General features: G+C 71.6%; 17 protein-coding genes, 1 tRNA gene and 1 riboswitch. Of the genes, 3 read left to right on the top strand and 15 right to left on the bottom strand.

Annotated elements, in window-relative coordinates; translation table 11 throughout:
* The first annotated feature begins 81 nt into the window (after window positions 1-81).
* Window positions 82-879, top strand: coding sequence for a VOC family protein (locus ACFVHO_RS33355; RefSeq protein ID WP_385722972.1), 798 nt, complete (start codon window positions 82-84; stop codon window positions 877-879).
* A gap of 66 nt (window positions 880-945) precedes the next feature.
* Here the strand turns inward: ACFVHO_RS33355 and ACFVHO_RS33350 are convergent.
* Window positions 946-1,029: transfer RNA gene (locus tag ACFVHO_RS33350), tRNA-Leu, on the bottom strand.
* 497 nt (window positions 1,030-1,526) lie between these two features.
* Between ACFVHO_RS33350 and ACFVHO_RS33345 the strand changes: the two genes are divergently transcribed.
* Together ACFVHO_RS33345 and ACFVHO_RS33340 are read left to right on the top strand one after the other, a co-directional pair.
* Window positions 1,527-2,300, top strand: coding sequence for an ABC transporter ATP-binding protein (locus ACFVHO_RS33345; protein WP_385722969.1), 774 nt, complete (start codon window positions 1,527-1,529; stop codon window positions 2,298-2,300).
* Window positions 2,301-2,424: 124 nt separating this feature from the next.
* Window positions 2,425-4,941 carry an ABC transporter permease gene (locus ACFVHO_RS33340; RefSeq protein ID WP_385722966.1) on the top strand — a complete coding sequence of 839 codons (2,517 nt, stop codon included), beginning with the start codon at window positions 2,425-2,427 and terminating at the stop codon, window positions 4,939-4,941.
* Window positions 4,942-5,074: 133 nt separating this feature from the next.
* On the opposite strand, the gene ACFVHO_RS33335 is transcribed toward ACFVHO_RS33340, so the two are convergent.
* From ACFVHO_RS33335 to ACFVHO_RS33270, 14 genes are all read right to left on the bottom strand, one after another.
* On the bottom strand, window positions 5,075-6,391 hold the full coding sequence (locus ACFVHO_RS33335; protein ID WP_385722964.1) for a class I SAM-dependent methyltransferase: 1,317 nt from the start codon (window positions 6,389-6,391) through the stop codon (window positions 5,075-5,077).
* Window positions 6,392-6,611: 220 nt separating this feature from the next.
* Window positions 6,612-8,009, bottom strand: a complete 1,398-nt coding sequence (locus tag ACFVHO_RS33330; protein WP_385722961.1) for an NAD(P)/FAD-dependent oxidoreductase — start codon at window positions 8,007-8,009, stop codon at window positions 6,612-6,614.
* Window positions 8,010-8,475: 466 nt separating this feature from the next.
* A complete protein-coding gene (locus ACFVHO_RS33325; RefSeq protein WP_385722958.1) occupies window positions 8,476-9,420 on the bottom strand; it encodes an exopolyphosphatase in 945 nt (314 codons plus the stop codon).
* A gap of 273 nt (window positions 9,421-9,693) precedes the next feature.
* The gene (locus tag ACFVHO_RS33320; RefSeq protein ID WP_385722955.1) at window positions 9,694-10,215 is read right to left on the bottom strand and encodes a DUF501 domain-containing protein; all 522 of its coding nucleotides are present in this window, start codon (window positions 10,213-10,215) and stop codon (window positions 9,694-9,696) included.
* 33 nt (window positions 10,216-10,248) lie between these two features.
* A complete protein-coding gene (locus ACFVHO_RS33315) occupies window positions 10,249-10,752 on the bottom strand; it encodes a septum formation initiator family protein (protein ID WP_385722951.1) in 504 nt (167 codons plus the stop codon).
* 101 nt (window positions 10,753-10,853) lie between these two features.
* Window positions 10,854-12,140 (bottom strand): phosphopyruvate hydratase, encoded by a 1,287-nt coding sequence (gene eno, locus ACFVHO_RS33310; protein ID WP_190116369.1) that lies wholly within the window; start codon window positions 12,138-12,140, stop codon window positions 10,854-10,856.
* Window positions 12,141-12,527: 387 nt separating this feature from the next.
* A complete protein-coding gene (locus tag ACFVHO_RS33305; RefSeq protein WP_385722948.1) occupies window positions 12,528-13,247 on the bottom strand; it encodes a transglycosylase family protein in 720 nt (239 codons plus the stop codon).
* 4 nt (window positions 13,248-13,251) lie between these two features.
* A riboswitch (cyclic di-AMP (ydaO/yuaA leader) is annotated at window positions 13,252-13,435 on the bottom strand.
* Window positions 13,436-13,638: 203 nt separating this feature from the next.
* Entirely contained in the window at window positions 13,639-14,724 is a 1,086-nt protein-coding gene (locus ACFVHO_RS33300; protein ID WP_385722946.1) for a transglycosylase family protein, read from the bottom strand.
* Between the two features lie 167 nt (window positions 14,725-14,891).
* Complete coding sequence (locus tag ACFVHO_RS33295; RefSeq protein ID WP_385722943.1) at window positions 14,892-16,178, bottom strand: cytochrome P450; 1,287 nt, start codon at window positions 16,176-16,178, stop codon at window positions 14,892-14,894.
* Window positions 16,179-16,209: 31 nt separating this feature from the next.
* Window positions 16,210-18,234 carry a sel1 repeat family protein gene (locus tag ACFVHO_RS33290; protein WP_385722941.1) on the bottom strand — a complete coding sequence of 675 codons (2,025 nt, stop codon included), beginning with the start codon at window positions 18,232-18,234 and terminating at the stop codon, window positions 16,210-16,212.
* A 91-nt stretch (window positions 18,235-18,325) separates the two neighbouring features.
* The gene (locus tag ACFVHO_RS33285) at window positions 18,326-19,297 is read right to left on the bottom strand and encodes a nucleoside triphosphate pyrophosphohydrolase (RefSeq protein WP_385722938.1); all 972 of its coding nucleotides are present in this window, start codon (window positions 19,295-19,297) and stop codon (window positions 18,326-18,328) included.
* A gap of 95 nt (window positions 19,298-19,392) precedes the next feature.
* Entirely contained in the window at window positions 19,393-20,064 is a 672-nt protein-coding gene (locus ACFVHO_RS33280; RefSeq protein WP_385722936.1) for a SurA N-terminal domain-containing protein, read from the bottom strand.
* Between the two features lie 167 nt (window positions 20,065-20,231).
* Window positions 20,232-21,770, bottom strand: a complete 1,539-nt coding sequence (locus ACFVHO_RS33275) for a protein kinase (RefSeq protein WP_385723003.1) — start codon at window positions 21,768-21,770, stop codon at window positions 20,232-20,234.
* Entirely contained in the window at window positions 21,767-22,363 is a 597-nt protein-coding gene (locus ACFVHO_RS33270) for a hypothetical protein (RefSeq protein ID WP_385722934.1), read from the bottom strand. Before ACFVHO_RS33270 ends, ACFVHO_RS33275 begins: the two co-directional genes overlap by 4 nt.
* Window positions 22,364-22,475: the final 112 nt, after the last annotated feature.

Genomic DNA, 22,475 nt, shown 5'->3' with positions numbered 1-22,475 from the left:
TGCCCCCCGCGCTCGTGGCGCGGTTGTCAGGGGCTGCTGCCATGCTGAGAAGAGCCCAGGACCCCTTCGAAGGGCAGGACCATGCTTTCCACCGACTTCGTCCCCGGCGCCCCGAACTGGCTGGATCTCGGTGTCCCGGACACCGACGCCGCGGTGTCCTTCTACTCCGCCGTCTTCGGCTGGCAGTTCCAGTCGGCGGGCCCTGAGGGCGGCGGGTACGGCTTCTTCGTGCAGGACGACAAGACCGTCGCCGGGCTCGGCCCGCTGACCGAGGAGGGCGCGTCCTCCGCCTGGACGCTGTACTTCCACACGGCGGACGCGGACGCCACCGCCAAGGCCGTGGAGCAGGCGGGCGGCAGGGTGCGGGTGCCCCCGGGGGACGTGTTCAGTTTCGGACGGATGGGCCAGTTCAGCGACCCGGCGGGCGCGGACTTCGCCGTCTGGCAGCCGGGCGACACCAAGGGCGTGGACCTCGTCAACACCCCCAACTCGCTGACCTGGGCCGAGCTGTACACGACGGACGCGGCGGCGGCCAAGGACTTCTACCGCGCGGTGTTCTCCTGGCAGCTGACCGACATGGAGATGGGCCCGGACATGACGTACACCGTGCTGACCCCGGCGGGCGGCACGGAGGAGAACAGCCACGGCGGCCTCATGCAGCTCCACCAGGACAACCTGGACGCGGGCTCGGGCCCGGAGTGGCATCCGTACTTCGAGGTGGCCGACTGCGACGCGGTCTACGCCAAGGCGCTGGCGACCGGGGGCACGACGCTCATCCCGCCGATGGACGCCCCGGGGATCGGCCGGATGGCGATGCTGACCGACCCCGCCGGAGCCCCGTTCGCGATCATCAAGAGCGAGCAGGCCCCGCCGAGTTGACGTGCCGTCACACGGTGGCGCGCGCGGTGCGCGCCACCGTGTGCGTACGGGGAAGGGGGGCGGAGGTGCCCGGAACCGGACTTGAACCGGTACGCCCGCTAAGGGGCAGCGAGGTTTAAGCTCGCCGTGTCTGCATTCCACCATCCGGGCAGGTGCGTGGGCTCCGCAACAAGGCTTCGACCTTATCGGGAGGCATCCCCCGAACAGCGGAACGACAGCCCGACGTTGTCTTATTTTATTGACGTCTGAGGGTGCATCAGCACGCGGTACTGGCCGGTGGTACTTGCCATCGGCCTTGTGGGCGGGGGCAGGCGCGGGTGAGGGAATTGACGGAATTTAGCCGTCCACGGGCGACACGTCCGCGCCGCGTTCCCACGCCCCTTTAGCGCCCCCTCATGACCCCTGCGGTGACCCCTGTCCGAAGGCCCTGTGAACACCTGCGCAAGAGGGCCCTCGAGCACCTGCGCAAGAGGGCCCTCCCCCGATCCCGAGTAGGGGCGGCCCGTCATCCCCAGGTATGACATGCCCCCACCGAGTCCGACCGGAGTCGCCCCCAGGAACCGGAACAGCGGCTGACTCCACGGGGCCGTTCCGCCGTGACGATGGAGTACGTACCCCACTCGCCGTCCCGACAGGAGCTTCCGCCCGTGACCACCACCACTTCCTTCGCCGCCCGCGCCACCCAGGTGGCCGCTCGCGCCACGGATCTGTCCAAGGTGTACGGCCAGGGTGAGACCCAGGTGGTCGCTCTGGACCATGTCTCCGTGGACTTCGGGCAGGGCCAGTTCACCGCGATCATGGGGCCCTCGGGCTCCGGCAAGTCCACGCTGATGCACTGCGTGGCGGGTCTGGACAGCTTCAGCGGCGGCTCCGTGCGCATCGGGGACACCGAGCTGTCCACCCTCAAGGACAAGCAACTCACCAAGCTCCGCCGGGACAAGATCGGGTTCATCTTCCAGGCGTTCAACCTGCTGCCGACGCTGACCGCCCTGGAGAACATCACTCTCCCCATGGACATCGCGGGCCGCAAGCCGAACAAGCAGTGGCTGGAGCAGGTCATCTCCATGGTGGGTCTGGCCGGGCGCCTCTCCCACCGGCCCACCGAGCTCTCCGGCGGCCAGCAGCAGCGCGTCGCCGTGGCCCGCGCCCTTGCCTCCCAGCCCGAGATCATCTTCGGTGACGAGCCCACCGGAAACCTGGACTCGCGCTCCGGCGCGGAGGTCCTCGGGTTCCTGCGCAATTCGGTACGCGAGCTCGGCCAGACCGTCGTGATGGTCACCCACGACCCGGTGGCCGCCTCGTACGCGGACCGCGTGATCTTCCTCGCCGACGGCCGCATCGTCGACGAGATGATCCAGCCGACCGCCGACGGGGTCCTCGACCGGATGAAGGACTTCGACGCGAAGGGTCGGACGAGCTAGCCCTCGTCCGGCAGTTCCCTCTCTGCGGGCCGCATGTGGCTGGTCGCGCAGTTCCCCGCGCCCCTACGGGCGCTCCCGCCCGGGCTCACCACCGACCGGCCCGCCCTCACCAGGACTCACACCCATGTTCCGTACCGCCCTGCGCAACGTGCTCGCGCACAAGGCCAGGCTGTTGATGACCGTGCTCGCCGTCATGCTCGGCGTCGCGTTCGTCTCCGGCACCCTGGTCTTCACCGACACCTTCGGCTCCGCCTACAAGAACAAGTCGGCGAAGAGCTTCGACCACGTCTCCGTCGCCATCAAGCCCGACGGCGGCTCCCGGGACGACGGCCAGGAGGCCAAGCAGCCGGACCGGCTGACGGACTCCCTGCTGACCCGGGCCGGAAAGCTGCCCGGCGCCCAGGCGGCCCTCGGCAGCGTCTCCGGCTTCACCGCCCTCGCCGACAAGGACGGCAAGCTGGTCGGCGGCGAGTGGGGCACCACGGGCTCCAACTACTTCCCCGGCAAGGACGGCAAGGACCCGCGCTACGACTTCGCCGAGGGCGCGGCCCCGAAGTCGGCCGGTGACATCGCCCTGGACAGCCGTACCGCCGACCGCACCGGCTTCAAGGTCGGCGACACGGTCCGCTACTCCACCGACGGACCCGTGAAGACCGCCAAGGTCAGCGGCATCTTCGACACCGACGACGGCAGCGTCGTCGCGGGCGGCAGCCTCGTCGTTTTCGACAACGACACCGCGCGCAAGGTCCTCGGCAAGTCCGAGTACGACGAGATCGACGTGAAGGCCGCCGCCGGCACCTCCGAGACCGCCCTGAAGGGCGCCGTCGAGAAGATCCTGCCGAAGGACACCGAGGCCGAGACCGGCACCTCGCTCAAGGACGAGCAGGACCGCATGATCGAGCAGAACACCAGCTCCATGAGCCAGGTGCTGCTGATCTTCGCCGGTATCGCGCTGTTCGTCGGCATCTTCATCATCGCCAACACCTTCACCATGCTGGTCGCCCAGCGCACCAAGGAGCTGGCCCTGATGCGCGCCGTCGGCGCGTCCCGCCGCCAGGTGACGCGCTCGGTCCTGATCGAGGCGTTCATCGTCGGCCTGGTCGCCGCCGTCGCGGGCTTCGCCCTCGGCATCGGCGTCGCCGTCGGCCTGGAGTCCCTGATGAACGCGGGCGGCGCCTCGCTGCCCGACGGCCCGCTGGTCATCGGCCCGACGACGATCGTCACGGCGCTGATCATCGGCGTGGTCGTGACCATGCTCGCCGCCTGGCTGCCCGGCCGCCGTGCCGCGAAGATCCCGCCGGTCGCCGCGATGAACAGCGTGCACGCCTCACCGACGGTGCGCGGTCTGGTCGTACGCAACACCATCGGCTCGCTGCTCGTCGCCCTCGGCGTGGTCATGCTGTTCATGGAGGACAACTACGTGAAGTCCGGGGGCGCCGCGACGATCCTCGTCGGCGTCATCGTCCTCACGCCGCTGCTCTCCCGCCCGTTCATCGCCGCCGCGGGCCCGCTCCTGAAGCCCTTCGGCGTCACCGGCAAGCTGGCCCGCCTCAACTCGGTCCGCAACCCGCGCCGCACGGCCTCCACCGCCTCGGCCCTGATGATCGGCCTGACCCTCATCACCGCGATGACCGTCGTCGCCGTCTCCATGGGCAGCGCCATCAACAAGATGGCCACGGACTCCCTGAAGGCCGACTACGCCGTCTCGATGGCGAACTTCCAGCCGCTGACCCCCAAGGTCCACGAGCAGCTGGCCAAGCTGCCCGAGGTCGAGGCCAGCAGCGCCCTGCGCTCCACCTGGGGCGAGGCCGACGGCCGCGACACCCGGATCTCCGGCGTCGACGCCAAGGCCTTCGACAAGCTCGTCGGCCTGGACTTCACCAGCGGCTCCACGGCCGGGCTCAAGGGCAACGCCGCCCTCGTCGACAAGGAGACCGCCGACGCCAAGGGCCTGAAGGCCGGTGACACCGTCCCGGTGAAGTTCGACGACGACAAGACCACCCGCCTGAAGGTCGCGGGCGTCTACAAGTCCAACGAGATGCTCGACGGGCTCTTCGTCCCGACCTCCGTCGTCACGCCGCACCTGTCGAAGGTCCAGGACCAGCAGGTCCTCCTCAAGATGAAGGACGGCGCGTCCGACAAGGCCGAGGACGCCATCGTGAAGGCCCTCGGCGACAACCCGGCCATCAAGATCCAGGACAAGGACGACATCAGCAACGAGGTCGGCGGCGCCATCAACATGCTGCTGAACATGCTGTACGGCCTGCTCGCCATGGCGATCCTCGTCGCCGTCCTCGGTGTCATCAACACCCTGGCGATGTCGGTCTTCGAGCGGAAGCACGAGATCGGGATGCTGCGCGCCATCGGGCTCGACCGGGCGAAGATCAAGCAGATGGTGCGCCTGGAGTCGGTCGTCATCTCGCTCTTCGGCGCGGTGCTCGGTGTCGGGCTCGGCCTCTTCCTCGGGTGGGTCGCCGGAGACTCCATCTCCGGGACCGTGACCACGTACTCGATGGAGGTGCCCGTGGGCCGGATCCTGGTCTTCCTCGCCATCGCGGGTGTGGTCGGTGTCCTGGCCGCGGTCTGGCCCGCGCGGTCCGCTGCGCGGCTCAACCCGCTCCAGGCCATCAAGTCGGAGTGACGCTTGCGCCGAGCATGACGCTTGCGCTGAGCTGAGCTGGGCGGGGCCCGGGGTGAACGTCACCCCGGGCCCCGCCCTCGTACACGGGGGCTTCGCCCCCTGGCCCCCCTCATTGCCCCTTCGCGGCTCGTCCTCAAACGCCGGACGGGCTTGATTCCCTCCAGGTCCTCGCCCGCAGAGGCATCCCCGACCTGCCCTTCTGCGGTGTGCGGACCGCCAGGACCTGGTTGACCCCTATGCGGTTGTTCTCGAAGGCGAGGGCCGATGCCGCCATGTAGAGGCGCCAGATGCGGGCGCGGCCGGGGGTGGTCAGGCGGACCGCCTGGGGCCAGTGGGACTCCAGGTTGCTGACCCAGTGGCGCAGGGTGAGGGCGTAGTGCTCGCGGATGGACTCCACGTCGCGGACCTCGAAGCCCGCGCGCTCCAGGAGGCCGACGGTGGTGCCGAGGGGGGCGAGCTCGCCGTCGGGGAAGACGTAGGCGTCGATGAACTCGTCCACGGAGTACGCCGACTCGTCGAGCTGGGGGCGGCGAGCGATCTGGTGGTTCAGGAGGCGGCCGCCGGGCTTCAGGAGGGCGTAGAGGTCGCCCGCGTAGTCCAAGTACGGCTCGGCGCCGACGTGTTCGGCCATGCCGATGGAGGAGATGGCGTCGTACGGGCCGTCGCGCACGTCGCGGTAGTCCTGGACGCGGATCTCGATGCGGTCGGTGAGGCCCTCCTGGGCGATGCGCTTCCTGGCGAACGCGGCCTGCTCCTGGGAGAGCGTGACGCCGACGACGTGCACGCCGTACTCGCGGGCGGCGTGCACGGCCATGGAGCCCCAGCCGCAGCCGACGTCCAGGAGCCGCATGCCGGGCTTCAGGTCGAGCTTGCGGGCGATGAGGTCGAGCTTGTCGCGCTGGGCGTCCGCCAGGGTCGAGTCCGGGGACTCCCAGTAGGCGCACGAGTAGACCATCGAGGGGCCGAGCACCAGCGCGTAGAAGTCGTTGCCGACGTCGTAGTGGTGGCTGATGGCCTTCTTGTCGCTGCCCTTGGTGTGCCGGTGCAGCCTGCCGGGCCTGCGCATCTCCTCGCGCGGCACGGGCGGCGGCACGAACGGCGCGGCGAGCGCGAGCAGGGAGCGGGCGGCGGCTCTGACCTGTGGGTCGCGCAGTTTGTCGGTGAGGCTCGGGGCGTCGTCGGCGCGCTCCCAGATGAACTCGGCGAGCAGGTCGAGGGCCGCGTACAGATCGCCGTCGACATCGATGTCCCCGGCCACCCAGGCCCGCGCGAGCCCCAGCTCGCCCGGCTTCCACAACAGGCGGCGCAGGGCGCGGCGGTGGCGTACGACGAGGGTGGGGGCGCCCGGCGGCCCCGCTTCCGAACCGTCCCAGGCCCGGATTCGAACCGGCAGCTCGGTTCCCACCAACTGCTCGGCAAGATTCTGCAGCCGCAGTGCGGCGTCCTGCATGGCGCACACCTCCGTGATCACATCCCGGAACGGAACGGTCCAACACCACGTAAACACCAACGGGCGGCGCGCGCAGTCCCGTTGCACCGTTACGAATATGCAAAATGCGTGTAACGGGCATCTAGGGGCTGCCGGGAATGGCGAAAGGGCCCCCGCACCACGGATGGCGGGGACCCTTTCACGCTGTACTACGGGTCGTCGGACGACCTGGCCTGAGCCGTCAGGAAGCGGCCTTCTCCTCGACCGGAGCGGCCGGGACCTCGGCCTTGACCGCGGGCTTCGGGGCCGGCTTCGCGGCCTCGTAGAACTCCTCGCGCGGCGTCTCCATGGCGCCGAGCGAGACGACCTCGCGCTTGAGGAACATGCCGAGCGTCCAGTCAGCGAAGACGCGGATCTTGCGGTTGAACGTCGGCATCGCCATGCCGTGGTACGCGCGGTGCATGTACCAGGCGAGACGACCCTTGAGCTTGATCTTCATCTTGCCCATGACGATCATCGCGACGCCCTTGTGCAGACCGAGGCCCGCGACCGCGCCCTTGTTGGCGTGGCTGTACTCCTTCTGCGGGAAGCCCCGCATGCCGGAGATCACGTTGTCGCCGAGGACCTTGGCCTGGCGCAGCGCGTGCTGGGCGTTCGGCGGGCACCAGGCGTTCTCGTTGCCCGCCTTGCGGCCGACGACGTCCGGCACCTGGGCGTTGTCGCCCGCGGCCCAGATGTAGTCGGTGCCCTGGACCTGGAGGGTCGTCTGGGTGTCCACGTGGCCGCGGGGGCCGAGCGGCAGACCGAAGCGCGCGAGGGCCGGGTTCGGCTTGACGCCGGCGGTCCACACGATGGTGTTGGAGTCGACCTCGAGGCCGTTGTTCAGGACCACGTGGCCGTCCACGCAGGAGTCCATGCCGGTCTTCAGGTAGACCTCGACACCGCGGCCCTCGAGGTGCTCCTTGCCGTAGGCGCCGAGCTTCGGGCCGACCTCGGGGAGGATCTTGTCGGCGACGTCGACGAGCAGGAAGCGCATGTCCTCGCGCTTCACGCTCTTGTAGTACTTGGCCGCGTCGCGGGCCATGTCCTCGACCTCGCCGATGGTCTCGGCACCGGCGAAGCCGCCGCCGACGAAGACGAAGGTGAGCGCCTTGCGGCGGACCTCCTCGTCCGTCGTGGAGTCGGCCTTGTCGAGCTGCTCGAGCACGTGGTTGCGCAGGCCGATGGCCTCCTCGATGCCCTTCATGCCGATGCCCTGCTCGGCGAGGCCGGGGATCGGGAAGGTGCGGGAGACCGCGCCCATCGCGATGACCAGGTAGTCGAACGGCAGCTCGTACGCCTCGCCGACGAGCGGCGCGATCGTGGCGACCTTGCGGTCCTGGTCGATGGTGGTGACCCGGCCGGTGAGAACTTCCGCCTTGGGCAGCACGCGTCGCAGCGGGACGACGACGTGCCGAGGCGAAATGCTGCCGGCCGCGGCTTCGGGGAGGAAGGGCTGGTACGTCATGTACGAGCGCGGGTCGACGACCGTGACGGTCGCCTCTCCGTAGCGCATCTTCTTCAGAATGCGTCGAGCTGCGTACAGGCCTACGTACCCACCGCCTACTACGAGGATCCTGGGACGCTCCGTGGTGCTCATGCCATCGAGTATCCACCCCCTCCCCGGGGGTCGCTCGTGCGCCCCTTCACAAGCATGGGTGGGGCCTCTGCTACACTTCGCCGCCCACGTGACGGAGGTCATGACCTCACGGGGGAACCACCGCCCCACGCGAGTCGTTGTCAACCCCTCGTGAGCTGCCGCTCCTGGCTCCGGCGCCCGGTGGACCACACGCCGGTTCACACCCCGGCAACACACCGGAAGCACTCCCGGCGCCCGCCTTCGGGGCCGTACCCCGCCCGTTCCCGGGCCGAACTCCTCAAAACCTCGCCCAACAGGGCCGATTTCCTTGTGAAGAACTTCACGAACTTTCTCGGCGGGGCCCCGGAAGGAGGTATTCCAACCCCCCTCCGGGCCGCTCAGAAGTCGTCCGGCACGCTCAGCCGATCACGGTACGGCAGGGTCTGTCGGATCCGTGTCAGGCACCTTCGGGCCAGGCACCTTCGGGTCAGGCGATCGACCAGGCGATGCCGTCGAGGATGTCGTGCTCGCTCACGACCAGTTCGGCGGCCCCCGACCGCTCCATGATCGCGAGCAGGACGAGGACGCCCGCGGCGATCACGTCCACGCGGCCCGGGTGCATCACGGGGATCGCCGCGCGCTCGGCGTGCGTGGAGCGCACCAGCATGTCGGCGATCTCCGCCACGCGGGCGTACGGGAAGCGGGAGTGGTGGATCGCGGCGGAGTCGTACGCGTCCAGGCCGAGCGCGATGCCGGCGACCGTGGTGACCGAGCCCGCGAGGCCCACGAGGGTGTGGGCCTCGCGCAGCGGGACCGTCTCCTCCGCGAGGTCGAGGGCCGCCTCGACGTCCGCGCGGATCGCGGCCAGTTGGGCCTCGGTGGGCGGGTCGGCGGAGACCACGCCGTCCCGGACGAGGTGGCGCTCCGTCATCCGTACGCAGCCGACGTCCACGGAGCGGGCCGCGCGGACCCGGTCGTCGCCGACGACGAACTCCGTGGAGCCGCCGCCGATGTCGACGACGAGGTAGGGGCCCCGCATGTCCGGGTGGCCCTTGAGCTCCCTGGTCGCGCCCGTGAAGGAGAACTCGGCCTCCTGGTCGCCGCTGATCACCTCCGGTTCGACGCCGAGGATGTCGAGGACGCCGCGCACGAAGTCGTCGCGGTTCTCGGCGTCGCGGCTGGCGGAGGTGGCGACGAAGCGGAGGCGCTCCGCGCCGTGTTCCTTGATGACCTCGGCGTACTCGCGGCAGGCCGCGAACGTCCGCTCCAGCGCCTCCGGGGCGAGCCGTCCCGTCCGGTCCACGCCCTGCCCCAGCCGGACGATCTCCATCCGGCGGTCCAGGTCGACGAGTTGCCCCGTCCCGGGGTCGGCGTCGGCCACGAGCAGGCGGATCGAGTTCGTACCGCAGTCGATGGCTGCCACGCGGGTCATTCGAGGTTCTCCTTGTCGTTTGGGGCACCGCCCGCCGTGGGCTGTGCCCACCCGTGCCGCCCCTGGCGGCCCAGTTGCCCACAGCGGGGGGGGACGACAGCAGCGGGTCGCCCCGTGGACGCGGCGCCGGGAGCGCCCGCCCAGCCGCCCAGCCGCCCAGCCGCCCAGCCGCCCACGGTGAAGATACGGCCCACCGCAGGTAGTAAGGGCGGGCGGGTGGGGAATGCCCGTCGCGGAGCGGCGGGCCAGGGTCACCCCGGTGCCGGGTGCGGATCAGTCCTGGGACGCGCCCACGCACGGGCCCTTGCGCCACCACTCCGGCAGCATCGCGATGGCTTCGTCGCCCAGAGGATTAACCCCGGGGCCCGCGGCCAACGAGTGGGCCACGAGGACGTGCAGGCACTTCACGCGGTCCGGCATGCCCCCGGCCGAGGGGAAGCCCTCGAGGACCTCGATGGAGTCGCGCCGCGCGATGTAGTCCTCGTGGGCGGCCCGGTACGCGGCGGCAAGATCGGGGGCGGTCGCGAGCCGCTCCGTCATCTCCTTCATGACGCCGTTGGCTTCGAGCGTCCCGATCGCGGACGCGGCCCGCGGGCACGTGAGGTAGTACGTCGTGGGGAACGGCGTGCCGTCGGGCAGCCGCGGCGCCGTCTCGACCACGTCCGGGTTGCCGCAGGGGCAGCGGTGGGCGATCGCGCGCAGACCGCGCGGCGGGCGCCCGAGCTGCTCCTGGAACGCGGTGATGTCGGCGTCCGTGGGCGCGGTGGGCTCGGTCTGGGGCGGGGGCGTCTGCATGCCTGTCTTTCGGTTCGTACTGAACTGGCTGTGTCAATTGTCGTCGGCGCGACCGGCGGCGCCGACCCTGTCGGCCTCGTCCACGCCGTCCCAGACGTTCGCGTACCAGGGCCGGTCCGCGGCCCCCTCGTCGCCGCGGTGGTCCGCCGCGGCCGCGGGGTCGATGACGGTGAACCCGGTCTCGCCCGGCATCACGTAGTGCAGCCGGTCCCGGACGCGCTGCTCGGCGTACGCGTCGTCCTGCCAGCGGGCCTTCTCGTCGCGCAGCCGCTCCACGTTCTCGCGGTGCTCGGACTGCTTCTGCCGCTGCTCGGCGATCTCGGCGCGCTGCGAGACGTACTGCCTCATCGGGTAGGCGAGCGCCACGACCAGCGAGCAGACGACGAGCACGAGGAGCGCGGCGCGGCCGGTGAGCCGGGAGCGGCGGGCCTGGCGCTTGGTCTGCGAGCGGTAGACGCGCTCGGCGGTCTGCTCGCCGAGCAGCCGCAGCCGGGTCGCCGTGGAGAACCGGTCCTTGTCCCGGACTTTCCCGGCCATGTGTCTCGCCTCCCCAGTACGCGCGTACGTCCCCGCACACGGTACGGGACCGAGTACGGGGACGTACGTACGACTGGCTAGGGCTTAGCCCGCCTAGAGCCTCAGCCCTTGAAGCGCGGGAACGCCGAGCGGCCCGCGTACACCGCCGCGTCGTCGAGGATCTCCTCGATGCGAAGGAGCTGGTTGTACTTGGCGACGCGGTCCGAGCGGGCCGGGGCGCCGGTCTTGATCTGGCCGCAGTTCACGGCGACGGCGAGGTCGGCGATGGTGACGTCCTCGGTCTCGCCGGAGCGGTGCGACATCATGCACTTGAAGCCGTTGCGCTGGGCCAGCTCGACGGCGTCCAGGGTCTCGGTCAGCGAACCGATCTGGTTGACCTTCACCAGGAGGGCGTTGGCGGAGCCCTCCTCGATGCCGCGGGCCAGGCGCTCGGGGTTGGTGACGAAGAGGTCGTCGCCGACGATCTGGACCTTGTCGCCCAGCTTGTCGGTGATGACCTTCCAGCCCGCCCAGTCGTCCTCGAACAGCGGGTCCTCGATGGACACGAGCGGGTACGCGGCGACGAGCTCGGCGTAGTACTCGGTCATCTCGGCGGCCGAGCGGGACTTGCCCTCGAACTCGTACTTGCCGTCCTTGTAGAACTCGGACGCGGCGACGTCGAGCGCGAGCGCGATCTGCTCGCCGGGGACGTAACCGGCCTGCTTGATGGCCTCGACGATGAGGTCGAGGGCGGCGCGGTTCGACTCCAGGTTCGGCGCGAAGCCGCCCTCGTCGCCGAGGCCGGTGGACAGGCCCTTGGTCTTCAGGACCTTCTTCAGCGTGTGGTAGACCTCGGCGCCCCAGCGCAGCGCCTCGGAGAAGGACTCCGCGCCGATCGGGGCGATCATGAACTCCTGGATGTCGACGTTGGAGTCCGCGTGGGACCCGCCGTTCAGGATGTTCATCATCGGAACGGGCAGCAGGTGCGCGTTCGGGCCGCCCAGGTAACGGAACAGCGGCAGGTCGGAGGCCTCGGACGCGGCGTGGGCGACGGCGAGGGAGACGCCGAGGATGGCGTTGGCGCCGAGCGAGCCCTTGTTGTCGGTGGCGTCGAGGTCGAACATCGCCTGGTCGATCAGGCGCTGCTCGGTGGCGTCGTAGCCGACGAGCTCCGGGCCGATCTGCTCGATGACGGCGAGGACGGCCTTCTCGACGCCCTTGCCGCCGTAGCGGTTGGCGTCTCCGTCACGCAGTTCGATGGCCTCGAAGGCACCGGTGGAGGCGCCGGACGGGACCGCGGCGCGGCCGGTGGACCCGTCGTCGAGGCCGACCTCGACCTCGACCGTGGGGTTGCCTCGGGAGTCCAGGATTTCCCGGGCTACGACGACGTCGATGGACGGCACGAGCATCTCCTTCTGGGATGTGACGCTAGGGGCGCATGGCGTGCACCACTGGGGGCGCGGGCTTGCGCATGGCTTGCATGGTCTTCATCGGCCCTGCGTCTCCTGAGCCTAACGGGCCCGGGAGCTTCGGCCAGCCGACCGCCCGCCCCGTGGGACGGCCATCGGGCCAATTCCCTGGGAATCCGGACGGAACCACAGGTTCTTACCGGCCGGTAGCTTCGCCCTGGGCGTACTCCGGGACCGGCGGGACCGCCCCGGACAGCACCTCGCCCCGGTGCGTACGGGGGATACGCGCACCGGGGCGAGGGAGACCCGTGGGGACGGGGGCGCTCCGCGGGGCGGAGCGGGGGCCCTGTCCGGACGGGCCGGACAGGGCGCGGGTCGGGCTCAGGCTCAGCTGAGGTGCAGCTGCTGGCCCGGGTAGATCATGTCGGCGTCGGAGATGATGTCGCCGTTGAGCTTGTACACCTTGTGCCAGCCGCCCTTGACGTCGTGCTCGTCGGCGATCTTGGACAGGGTGTCGCCCGTCTTGACCTTGTACTCGCCGTCGCCCTTCTTCACGACCTTGCCGGTCGGGGTCTGGACGGTCTTCTTCGACTCGGTCTGCGGGGCGGCCTGCTGCGGCTTCGGCTGCGGCTTGGCCTGCTGCTGCGGCTGAGCCTGCTGCTGCGGCTGCTGCTGGGGCTTGGCCTGCTGCTGGGGCTGCTGCTGCGGCTTCTCGGCACCGCCGCCGTTGTACGGGGCGCTGGTGAGGCCCACGCCACAGCTCGGCCAGGCACCCTTGCCCTGGCCCGCGAGGACCTTCTCGGCGATCTCGATCTGCTGGGCCTTGGAGGCCTTGTCGGCGGTGGCCGCGTACTTCGTACCGCCGTAGGCGGCCCAGGTGGAGGCGGAGAACTGCACGCCGCCGTAGTAGCCGTTGCCGGTGTTGATGGACCAGTCGCCGCCGGACTCGCACTGGGCGACCCGGTCCCACTGGTCGACGGTGGCGGCGTTCGCGGTGCCCGCGGCCATCAGCGGGGCGGCGACGGCGGCGCCGGTGACACCGACGACGGCGGCCGCACGGGTGGCCTTGGACGGACGACGGTGCTTGCCCTTGCCGGAAAGCAGCATGGAGTGATCCCCTCACCGACGCCTGCGAGGTGAGCTGTCGGGTTCGGGCGGGTGAGTGCCCGGCCGTACGGCTTCCGTACGACTTCACCCCTAGCCGGTCCTGCGCGTCGCGCGGCCGCTGGCCGCTCAACGCGTGGGCCCGGCGCTTACCTTGGGTCCCCCGCTCCTGCCTTCGGCGCTCGAAGCGACGACTGTTCCCGTCCGGCCGTTGGCAGGATTCGGCGTACCGACCGGCGGGGCCCGCTGTGGCGAGCGGTCACGACCGTAGACAGGCAATCACCGGAATTTCAAAGACGATCAGGGCTTCTGAGACCCATCTCTCACTTGCCTCTCACCGTCTTTAAACCGGACATTCACCCCGAACCGCCGGCCAACTTCCGCCCCGGTATGCCTACTTCCGGTCCGCTTCGGCGGCCTGGCGCTCCCTCAGGTCAAGTCGCTGACCGGGGAGGATGAGATCCGGGTCACCGCCAACGGTCCGCTTGTTCTCGGCGTAGAGAGTGGACCAGCCGCCGTCAAGGTCGTGCCGGTCGGCGATCTGCGAGAGGTTGTCGCCGGAGCGGACCGTGTAGGTGTCCGCGGGGTCGGCGGCGTCACGCGAGTCGCGCCCTTCACCACGCGACGCGTGGCGGCCCGCGGAGCCCGCGCCACCCTGCTGTGCCCCGTCGGCCTCGTCGGCGCTGGAGCCGCGGTGGCGGCCGGACGGAGACTCGGACGAGGAGTCCTCGGAGCCGTCCGCGGAGTCGTCGGCGCCGGACGGCTCGCGGCCCGCCTCGGACCCGGCGTCGGGCGAAGTGGTGTCGCGGTCGCCGGACTTGCCGTCCTCGCCCGCACCCTTCTCGCCCTTCTGCCCGCCCTTGTCGCGTTCGTCACGCTCGTCGGCCGAGTCGCTATTGTCGGGCTTGCGGTGTTTGCCGGTTTCCTTGCCCGTGGCGCCCTCGTCGCTCGCGTCGGCGGAGTCCTCGGCGTCCTTGCCGCCCTTCTCGCCGCTCTTCCCGTCGTCCTTGGAGTCCTTGGAGTCCCGCGAGTCCTTGGAGCCGTCGGACGGCTCCGAGGGCTCGGACGGCGTGACCGGGAGGCCCGGGTCGACGTCGGCGGCCTCGCCGCCCTTGCTGAGGCCCGCGGCCGGGCCGCAGTTCGGCCACGCGGCGGGGCCCTGGTCGGCCAGGATCTTGTCGGCGACGGCGATCTGCTGGGAGCGGCTCGCCTGGTCGGCGCTCGGCGCGTAGGCGAGGCCGCCGTAGCTCTCCCAGGTCTCCTGCGTCAGCTGCAGACCGCCGTAGTACCCGTCGCCCTTGGCGCTCCACGCGCCGCCGCTCTCGCACTCCGCGACCTTGTCCCACGTCGTGGCGTCGGCGGCGTGCGCGCCCGTGGCGCCGAGCAGCGGGATGGCGATGGCGGATCCGGTGACGCCCGCCGCGACGACGATCGCCGGGGCCTGGCGGGGACGGCGGTGACGGCCTTGGCCGGAGAGCATGCACGTGCCTTTCGAGCGACGACAAGAACAGCTGCGACACGTGGTGCCGAGGGGTGCCGAGCCGTCGTGAACGTAGCCGCAGTCGAACGTCAGTCACAAGTCGATGCAGCGCAGATCACGTGAAAGTCACAGTCTTGACGGTACGTCAGGCACGCGCCGCTCCCCCGTCAGCGGCCGGGCGGCGTGAACGTCACCGGCAAGGTCCGCAGGCCACGCATGATGAGCCCGCCGCGCCACCTCAACTCCTCGGGATCGACGGCGAGTTGCAGGTCGGGCAGCCTGCGGAGCAGCGTCGCGAGCGCCGTCTGGCCCTCCAGGCGGGCCAGCGGGGCGCCGAGGCAGTAGTGGATGCCGTGGCCGTATCCGAGGTGCTGGTTGTCGGCCCGGGACAGGTCGAGGAGGTCGGGGTCGGGGAAGCGGGCCGGGTCGCGGTCGGCGGCGGCGAGGACGACGAGGACGGGGTCGCCCGCGGCGATGTCCTGGCCGCCGATCCGCAGCGGCTCGGTGGCGAAGCGCCAGGTGGCCAGTTCCACGGGCCCGTCGAAGCGGAGCAGCTCCTCGACGCCGGTCTCCAGGAGCGCGGTCTCCCCCGCGGCGAGGGACCGTTGCAGCCGCTCGCGCTGCTCGGGGTGGGTCAGCAGCGCGTACGTGCCGTTCCCGATGAGGTTGACGGTCGTCTCGAACCCGGCGAAGAGAAGGATGAACGCCATCGCGGCGGCCTCGTTCTCGGTGAGGTGCTCGCCGTGGTCGGAGGCGCGGATGAGGCCGGAGATCAGGTCGTCGCCCGGCTCGGCCCGCTTGCGGTGGATGAGGTCCGCGAGATAGCCGCGCATCTTCTTCACCGACCGCGCGACCCCGCCCCGGGGCCCTCCCCCGTGCCGGATCATCATGCCCGCCCAGTCCCGGAAGTCGTCCTGGTCCTCGCGGGGCACGCCGAGCAGGTCGCAAATGGCATAGATGGGGAGCGGGAAGGCGAACTCGTGGATGAGGTCGGCGGTGCCTTCCTGGGCGAACCGATCGATGAGCTGGTCCGTCAGCTCCTGCACGCGGGGCGCGAACTCGGCCACCCGGCGCGGGGTGAACGCCTTCGACACCAGGCGGCGCAGGCGGGTGTGGTCCGGCGGGTCGATGTTGAGCAGATGCGTCATCAGCTCGGCCTTGCGCTCGCCCGGGATGCCCGTCTTGCCCTTCGCGTGCGCGGGCTCGTCGTGGTGCGCCGGGTTCTTGCTGAGGCGCTGGTCGGCGAGCGCCTGCCGGGCGTCCGCGTAGCGGGTGACCAGCCAGGCCTCCACTCCGCTGGGGAGTTCCGTCCGGTGCACGGGGGCGTGCTCGCGGAGCCAGGCGTACGCGGGGTAGGGGTTGCTCGCGAACTCCCAGGTGAAGAGGTCCGGGGCGGGGGTCCCCGGCGGGGCCGGGGTGCCGTGGGGGCAGGCGGACGGGGCCTTGTCGTGCATGGGTCGACCGTATACGGGGGGCGGGGGCGGGTCAGGGGGAGGCGGGCGGGGTGGGGCGGCGTCCGGGCGGAGGGGCGGGAGGGGCGGGAGGGGCGGGAGGGGCGGGAAGGCCGAACCGCCGGAGGGGCGGCGGGACCTTCCTGCGTGGCCTCTCGGGCACGGGCCGGGCTTGGGCCGTGGGCTCCGCGGGCTCGTCGGTCTCGGCCGGGTCCTCGGTCCCGGAGGGCTGCTCGGTCCCGGAAGGCTGCCCGGTCCCGGAGGGCTGCACGGCCTCGGGGGGCAGCGTGATCCCGACCCGCAGGACGTTCAGGGCGAAGGCCGCGTCGCGGTCCCCTGCCTCGGCCGCCGCGCGGTACCAGCGGACGGACCGCTCCACCCGGCCCGGCCGCAGTATCAGCTCGGCCAGATGGAACGCCGCCTGCGGGTCACCGGCCTCGGCCCCCTCGGTGAGCCAGTGCCGGGCGCGGTCGCGGTGCAGCTTGCCGAGCGTGATGTACGCGTCCTGGCGGCCGTCCGCCGCGGCCTGTTCCAGGTAGTGGATCGCCTCGACGGCGGCGCCCCGGCCCGCGAGGATGTGGCCCAGCTGGTTGCAGGCTCCGGTGTGCCCCCGGTCGGCGGCCTTGCGGTACCAGCCTTCCGCCTCCGACACGTCGCCCGAGTACTCGGTGGCGATGCCGAGGACGACGTACGCGGCGATGTCGCCCTCGGCCGCGCGGGGCGCCAGGGCGGCGCGGCACGCCTCGGCCAACGGCGCGACATCGAGGCCCTGCCCGGCCGCCATCGTGCACGCCTGGGCCCACACCTCGTCCAGCACCGCCCCGAGCGCGCCCGAGCGGACGGCGTCCGCGACGAGGGAGCCGTACGCCCGGTACGTGCCCTCCGCCGCCCCGGGGACGAGCAGGCCCGTCGCCTCGTACCGGGGCCGGGTGGCCCAGGCCAGGGCGTCCTCCAGCGACTCGGTCTCCACGACGGACGTGGTGTACGGGTGGTCGGCCTCGTACTCCGGGTACAGCGTGTGCACCGCCCGCAGCAGCGCCATCGGGACGTCCTGCCGCAGCCCGCACCGGGCCAGATCCACGGCAGCCCGCACCAGCAGATGCCCGCGCGGATGCGCCTGCGGCCGCCGCGCCCTGCGCCACTCGTCCCACAGCTCCGGACCCAGGGCGAGGTATTCGGTGACCCCCCGGCCGCCGCGCCACTTCGCGGCGTCGGTGAGGCGCGGGTCGTCGGCCTGTGCGAGCCGTGTCAGTTCCGCGTCGCTCCAGCGGCGGCTCAGCTCGACGGTGTGGGCGCCGCTCAGGACGCGGGCCGCGGGGCCGCCGCCGAAGCGGTGCTCGTCGTACGCCGTGTCGGTCATGGTGGCGAGGACGAGCACGCGTTCGTGGGTGAGCCGGGAGAGCAGTGCCGTGGTGAGGCCGTGGGGGCCCAGGTGGCCCTCCAACTCGTCGAGCCAGAGGATGTGGTGGTCGGTGTCGCCGTGCCGCCCGGACGTGATGTCCCGCAGGTCCGCGCCGGGGTGCGGGGCGTGCACACGCGGCTCGGAGTCGGTGCCCGTGTTCAGCGCCGCCCAGGCCGCCGTCATCGTCTTGCCGGACAGCGGGCCGCCCGTGACGACGACCAGGCCGCCCTCCCGCAGGCCCCGCGTGACGAGGGCGCGGAGCTGTGCGTCGCAGTCCCGCCGCACGTACGGCGTCAGGCTCTCCTCGTCCCCGAAGCGGCTCGTGGGCCGCACGCCGAACCAGAGGCGCCGCAGTTGGCCGGCGCGGGGCCAGTCGTCGGCCGCGGCCGGTCCGCGGGCGACGGTGGTGTGGACGGTGACGTCGCCCGCGATGGTGCCTGCCTGGATCACCGAGCCCGCCGAGCCGCCGGTGACGCTGTTCCGCGTCAGGGCCACCTGGATCACCGGCGGCACGACGGGCGGCGGCCGGTCCGGGGGCGGCCCGACCGGCAGCGGGGTACACACCGGCACGCTGGTGTCGTACCCGCACACGGAGCAGAACTGGTCGCTTCTCGCCTTCAGCAGGGAATCGCACTTCGGGCACTGCACCAACGCCACACCATCGCCTCCTCGGGCCGCAACTCCCGTTCGGTCGCGTCGAGTTCAGCGACGCCGAGTGAGCCCCGAACGCTCCCAGGAAGCAACCGTACTAAGCGCCGGGCGCCTCGGCGTCGCGTACGGCGTCGCGGTAGGCGCGGGCCGCCGCCCGCAGTGCCGCCTCCGGGTCCGTGCCCTCGGCCTCCGCGCGGACGGCCATCGCGAGCAGTTCGTAGCCGATGCCCTCCCCCGTCGGGAGCGGGACCTCCAGGCCTGCCGTGCGGGCTCGGGAGGACAGCTTCGCGGCAAGGGCCAGGCCGGGCTGGCCGAGGGGGATGCCGTCGGTGACGGAGTCGCGCTGCTTCTCCACCGCCTTGGTGCGCAGCCAGTGCGCCTTGACCTCTTCCGGCGTGGCCGCCGTGTCCTCGCCGAAGACGTGCGGGTGGCGGTGGATGAGCTTCTCGACGATGCCGGCGGCCACGTCGTCGACGGAGAAGCGCTCCTCGTCGTCGGCCGCCTCCTCGGCGATGCGCGCGTGGAAGACGACCTGGAGCAGGACGTCGCCCAGTTCCTCGCGGAGTTCGTCCGCGTCGCCGTCCTCGATGGCCTCGACCAGTTCGTACGCCTCCTCGATGCCGTACTTCGCGAGGCTCCGGTGGGTCTGGCGGGACGACCAGGGGCATTCGGCGCGGATGCGGTCCATGACCTGGACGAGGTCGAGGAGGCGGGCGCCCGGCAGGTCGTACGAACCGGGGAGCAGCTCCAGGTCCGGCATCGCGACCCGGCCCGAGCCCGCGAGCCGCGCCAGGCCGTCGGTGAGGGGGCGGTCGCCCTCGGCCGTGGCGATCACCAGGACCGTGCGGCCGCCGGAGCACGCGCGCACCAGCTCCTCGGCGGTCGGCGAGGCCTGCTTGACCTCGACGCCCGCCTCGCGGAGATACGGCAGTTGCGGGTGGGCGGCGTCGGCGCACAAAACCTCGTCGGCGTCGTGCAGCAGCCGCCAGGCCGTCCAGGACAGCAGGCCGGGGGCGACGCGGTGGCTGGTGGTGAGCAGCACGACTCGGCCGGTCTCGATCTCGTTCACGCCTCGAACGTAACCCACGCCACTGACAATGCCGCCATCGGCGACAGGAGCGTTGGGGCCCCTGGTCACCGCCCCGGCCGGGCCCGGCCCGGCCGCTAGACCTCGGTCCGCGCCGAGCCGCCGCCCGACACCTCGCGCACCCACGGCGTGCGCAGGTCGGCGCGCTTGCTGGTCTTGACGTCCCAGGTGCCGTACCTCGGGTTGAGGTCGACGTCGAGCTTCTTGGAGGTCTTGGACAGCGTGGCCCAGAAGGTGTTCTGGCCGTCCTGGGCGTTCATGTCGGCGCCGAGTTCGCGGGCGAGCTTCTGCGCCTCGATCTCCGTGCGGATGCTGTCGTCGAGGTGTTCGGGCGCGACGCTGTACTGCTGGAGCCAGCCCGCCTCGAGGGCCTTCTTGCCGCCCGCCTGCTTCTCCAGCTGGCCGCGCATGGTCTGGATCTCCTTGCGCGTGACGCTCACTCCGGCGTCCCGCGCGGCCCGGTGCAGGACCTTGTCGAGGACCATGGTGTGCAGCGTGCTGCGGGTCAGACCGCCGGTCTTGGCGATGACCTGCTCGTACTGCCGGTCGTCCGGGAGGGCGGCCCGCTGCGCGGAGCGCACCTCGTTCACCCTGTTCTCCAGTTGCGCGACCGTGATGCGCTGGTCGCCGACGACGGCGGCGGCACCGGGGTGCGCGTCGTTGCCGCAGGCGGTCAGGAGCGGAGCCGCGACGAGGGCGGCGGCGGTGAGGACGAGCGCGGAGCGACGGCGGCTGCTGCGGCGGTGCAAGTGGGCCTCCCGGTGGAGAGATTGTGCTTCGCTGCACAAAGTCTTGCGGTGATCGATGGTAGGCAGTGGTGGTCGGCTCGGCCACCCTTCCCCACGAACTTCGTTCAGGGGATTCCCCGAAACCAACGATCAGCCGCGAGTTGGGGCACCCCCCGCCACCCGCGCGGCTACCCGCGCACCTGCCCCAGCCACTGCAGGGTCCGCCGGATCTCCGCCGGGAACGGGTGGCCGATGCCGTGCACCCGCTCGGCGTCGAGCACGAGGCGGCCCAGCGTGTCGTGCGCGGCGGAGCGGTCGCCGAGGGCGAGCAGGAGCTGGCCGATGCGGCGGCGGATCTCCAGGGACTGACGGATGTCGTCGGTGGCGTACTGGTTCTCGTAGTAGGGGAGCAGCGTGCGGTACTCGGCGAGGGCCGCCGCCGGTTCGCCGAGCTGTTCCAGGCACTGGGCGGCCTCGTAGCGGAACTGGAGGGACTGCGGGTCGGCGTGTCCCGACTCGGCGGCGCGCTGGTCGGCGAGGCGGCGCAGCTCGGGCAGGGCGCGGCGGTACTGGCCGTCGTCCATGAGCGTGGCCGCGTACTGCTTGCGCAGGGTGCGGACGACGGGTGAGTGCTCGCCGTGCTGGGCGGCGGCGGCCGGCAGGATCGCGCCGAGGGTGTCCACGGCCTGGGTGATGCGGCCCTCGCCGAGGAGGCGCTTGACCTCGTCGACGGCGGCGGCGACGTCCTGGCCGTGGGCCGGGCGGGGCTGCTGGGCCTGCGGGGCCGGTGCCGGGGTCGTGGCGCGGTCGGGCCAGGGGGCGTGCGGGCGCAGGAACGGGCGGGTCGGGTCGAGGGGGCGGCCGGTCGGCACGGAGCGGCCCGGGAGGAGCGGCGCCAGTTCCTCGTAGACGTCCTGGGCGCTGGCGGGGCGGTGCTGCGGGTCCTTGGCGAGCATCCGCAGGACGAGGGCTTCGAGGGCTTCGGGGACCTCGGGGCGCAGTCTGCGCACCGGCAGGGGCGGCTCGTACAGATGGCGGTGGAGCACGCCGAGGGCGGTGGAGCCGGAGAACGGCACGTCGCCGCTGAGGAGTTCGTGCAGGAGCACACCAAGGGCGTACAGGTCGGTGTAGGGGCCGACGGCGCCGCCCATGGCCTGCTCCGGCGCCATGTACGAGGGGCTGCCGATCGGGGAGCCGGTGTGGGTGAGGCGGGTGGTGTCGGTGTCGAGGACGGCGGCGATGCCGAGGTCGAGGATGGTGAGGGTGCCGTCCTGGCGGACCATCACGTTCCGCGGCTTCAGGTCGCGGTGCACGATCGGCACGGCGTGCACCGCGGAGAGCACGGCGCACAGTTGGGCGGCGACGGCGACGGCCCACTGCCAGGGGTAGGGCGTGTGCTCGGCGAGGTGGTCGCCGAGGTCCGCGCCGTCGACGTACTGCATGACCAGGTACAGGTCCTCGTCCTCGGTGCCCGCGTCGTGCACGGTGACCAGGCCGGGGTGGTCGACCTGGGCGGTGACGCGGCACTCGCGCAGGAAGCGGCGGCGCAGCTCGTCGGCCTCGGCGCCAGCGACCTTGTCGGGGCGCAGCAGCTTGACCGCGACCCGGCGGTCGAGGCGCTGGTCGTACGCCGTCCACACCTGGCCCATGCCGCCCTGGCCGATGAGCGTGGAGAGTTCGTAGCGCCCCGCGATCAGACGGTGGTCCGTCCCGCCTGCCACGGTCAGTTGCCGCCTTCCTGCTTGCGCAGATAGTCACTGAGCTCGTCCAGCTCGGCGCGGACCTGGTGGATGCGGGCGGGGGCGGGGCGCGTGGGCGGCGGGGGCGTCGGGGGCGTCGGGGTGGCCGCGGACGGCGGGGGGCCGGGGGCGGGGTGCGGGGCGGGGCCGGTCTGCTGCGGGTAGCCGTACGCCTGCTGGGGGCCGGTGGCGTAGCCCATGGCCTGCGTCTGGTGGTAGAGCAGGCGGGCCTGTGCGTCGGCCTGCTGGAAGTGGCGGATCTCCAGGATCAGGTAGTACGTCACGGCGGCCACGAGTGTGCCGAGGAGCAGGCCCACGCCCAGCTCGCCGCGCCAGGTGGTGATCTCCTCGCCCGGGTCCTTGGCGACGAGGACGACGGCCGCGACGTCGAGCGTGACGACGGCCCCGAACGCCGCCCAGTCCCGCGTCCTGCGCGTCACGAGCGCGAGCCGCAGGATCGGCGCCGCCGCGAGGAAGCCGCAGGTCACGACGGCGAGCACCACGAACATGACGCGCAGCGTCACCGTCGGTCCGCCGGAGGGGGCCGGGGGGTGCTGCGGCCCGTAGCCGTGGCCGTGCATGGCTGCTCCTGATACCTGACGCGGCCGTACGCGTCCGCCGGGGCGGCGCTTTGCGCGCCCCGGTGGCGTACGGCCGACGAACGAACGAATGCTGAATCGAGCGTATAGGCCG

Origin of the sequence: Streptomyces sp. NPDC127108, assembly GCF_042677545.1 — a bacterium.
Lineage (GTDB): Bacteria > Actinomycetota > Actinomycetes > Streptomycetales > Streptomycetaceae > Streptomyces.
Note: the sequence above shows the minus strand (reverse complement) of the source record. Positions and strands in the feature narration are given on the sequence as shown.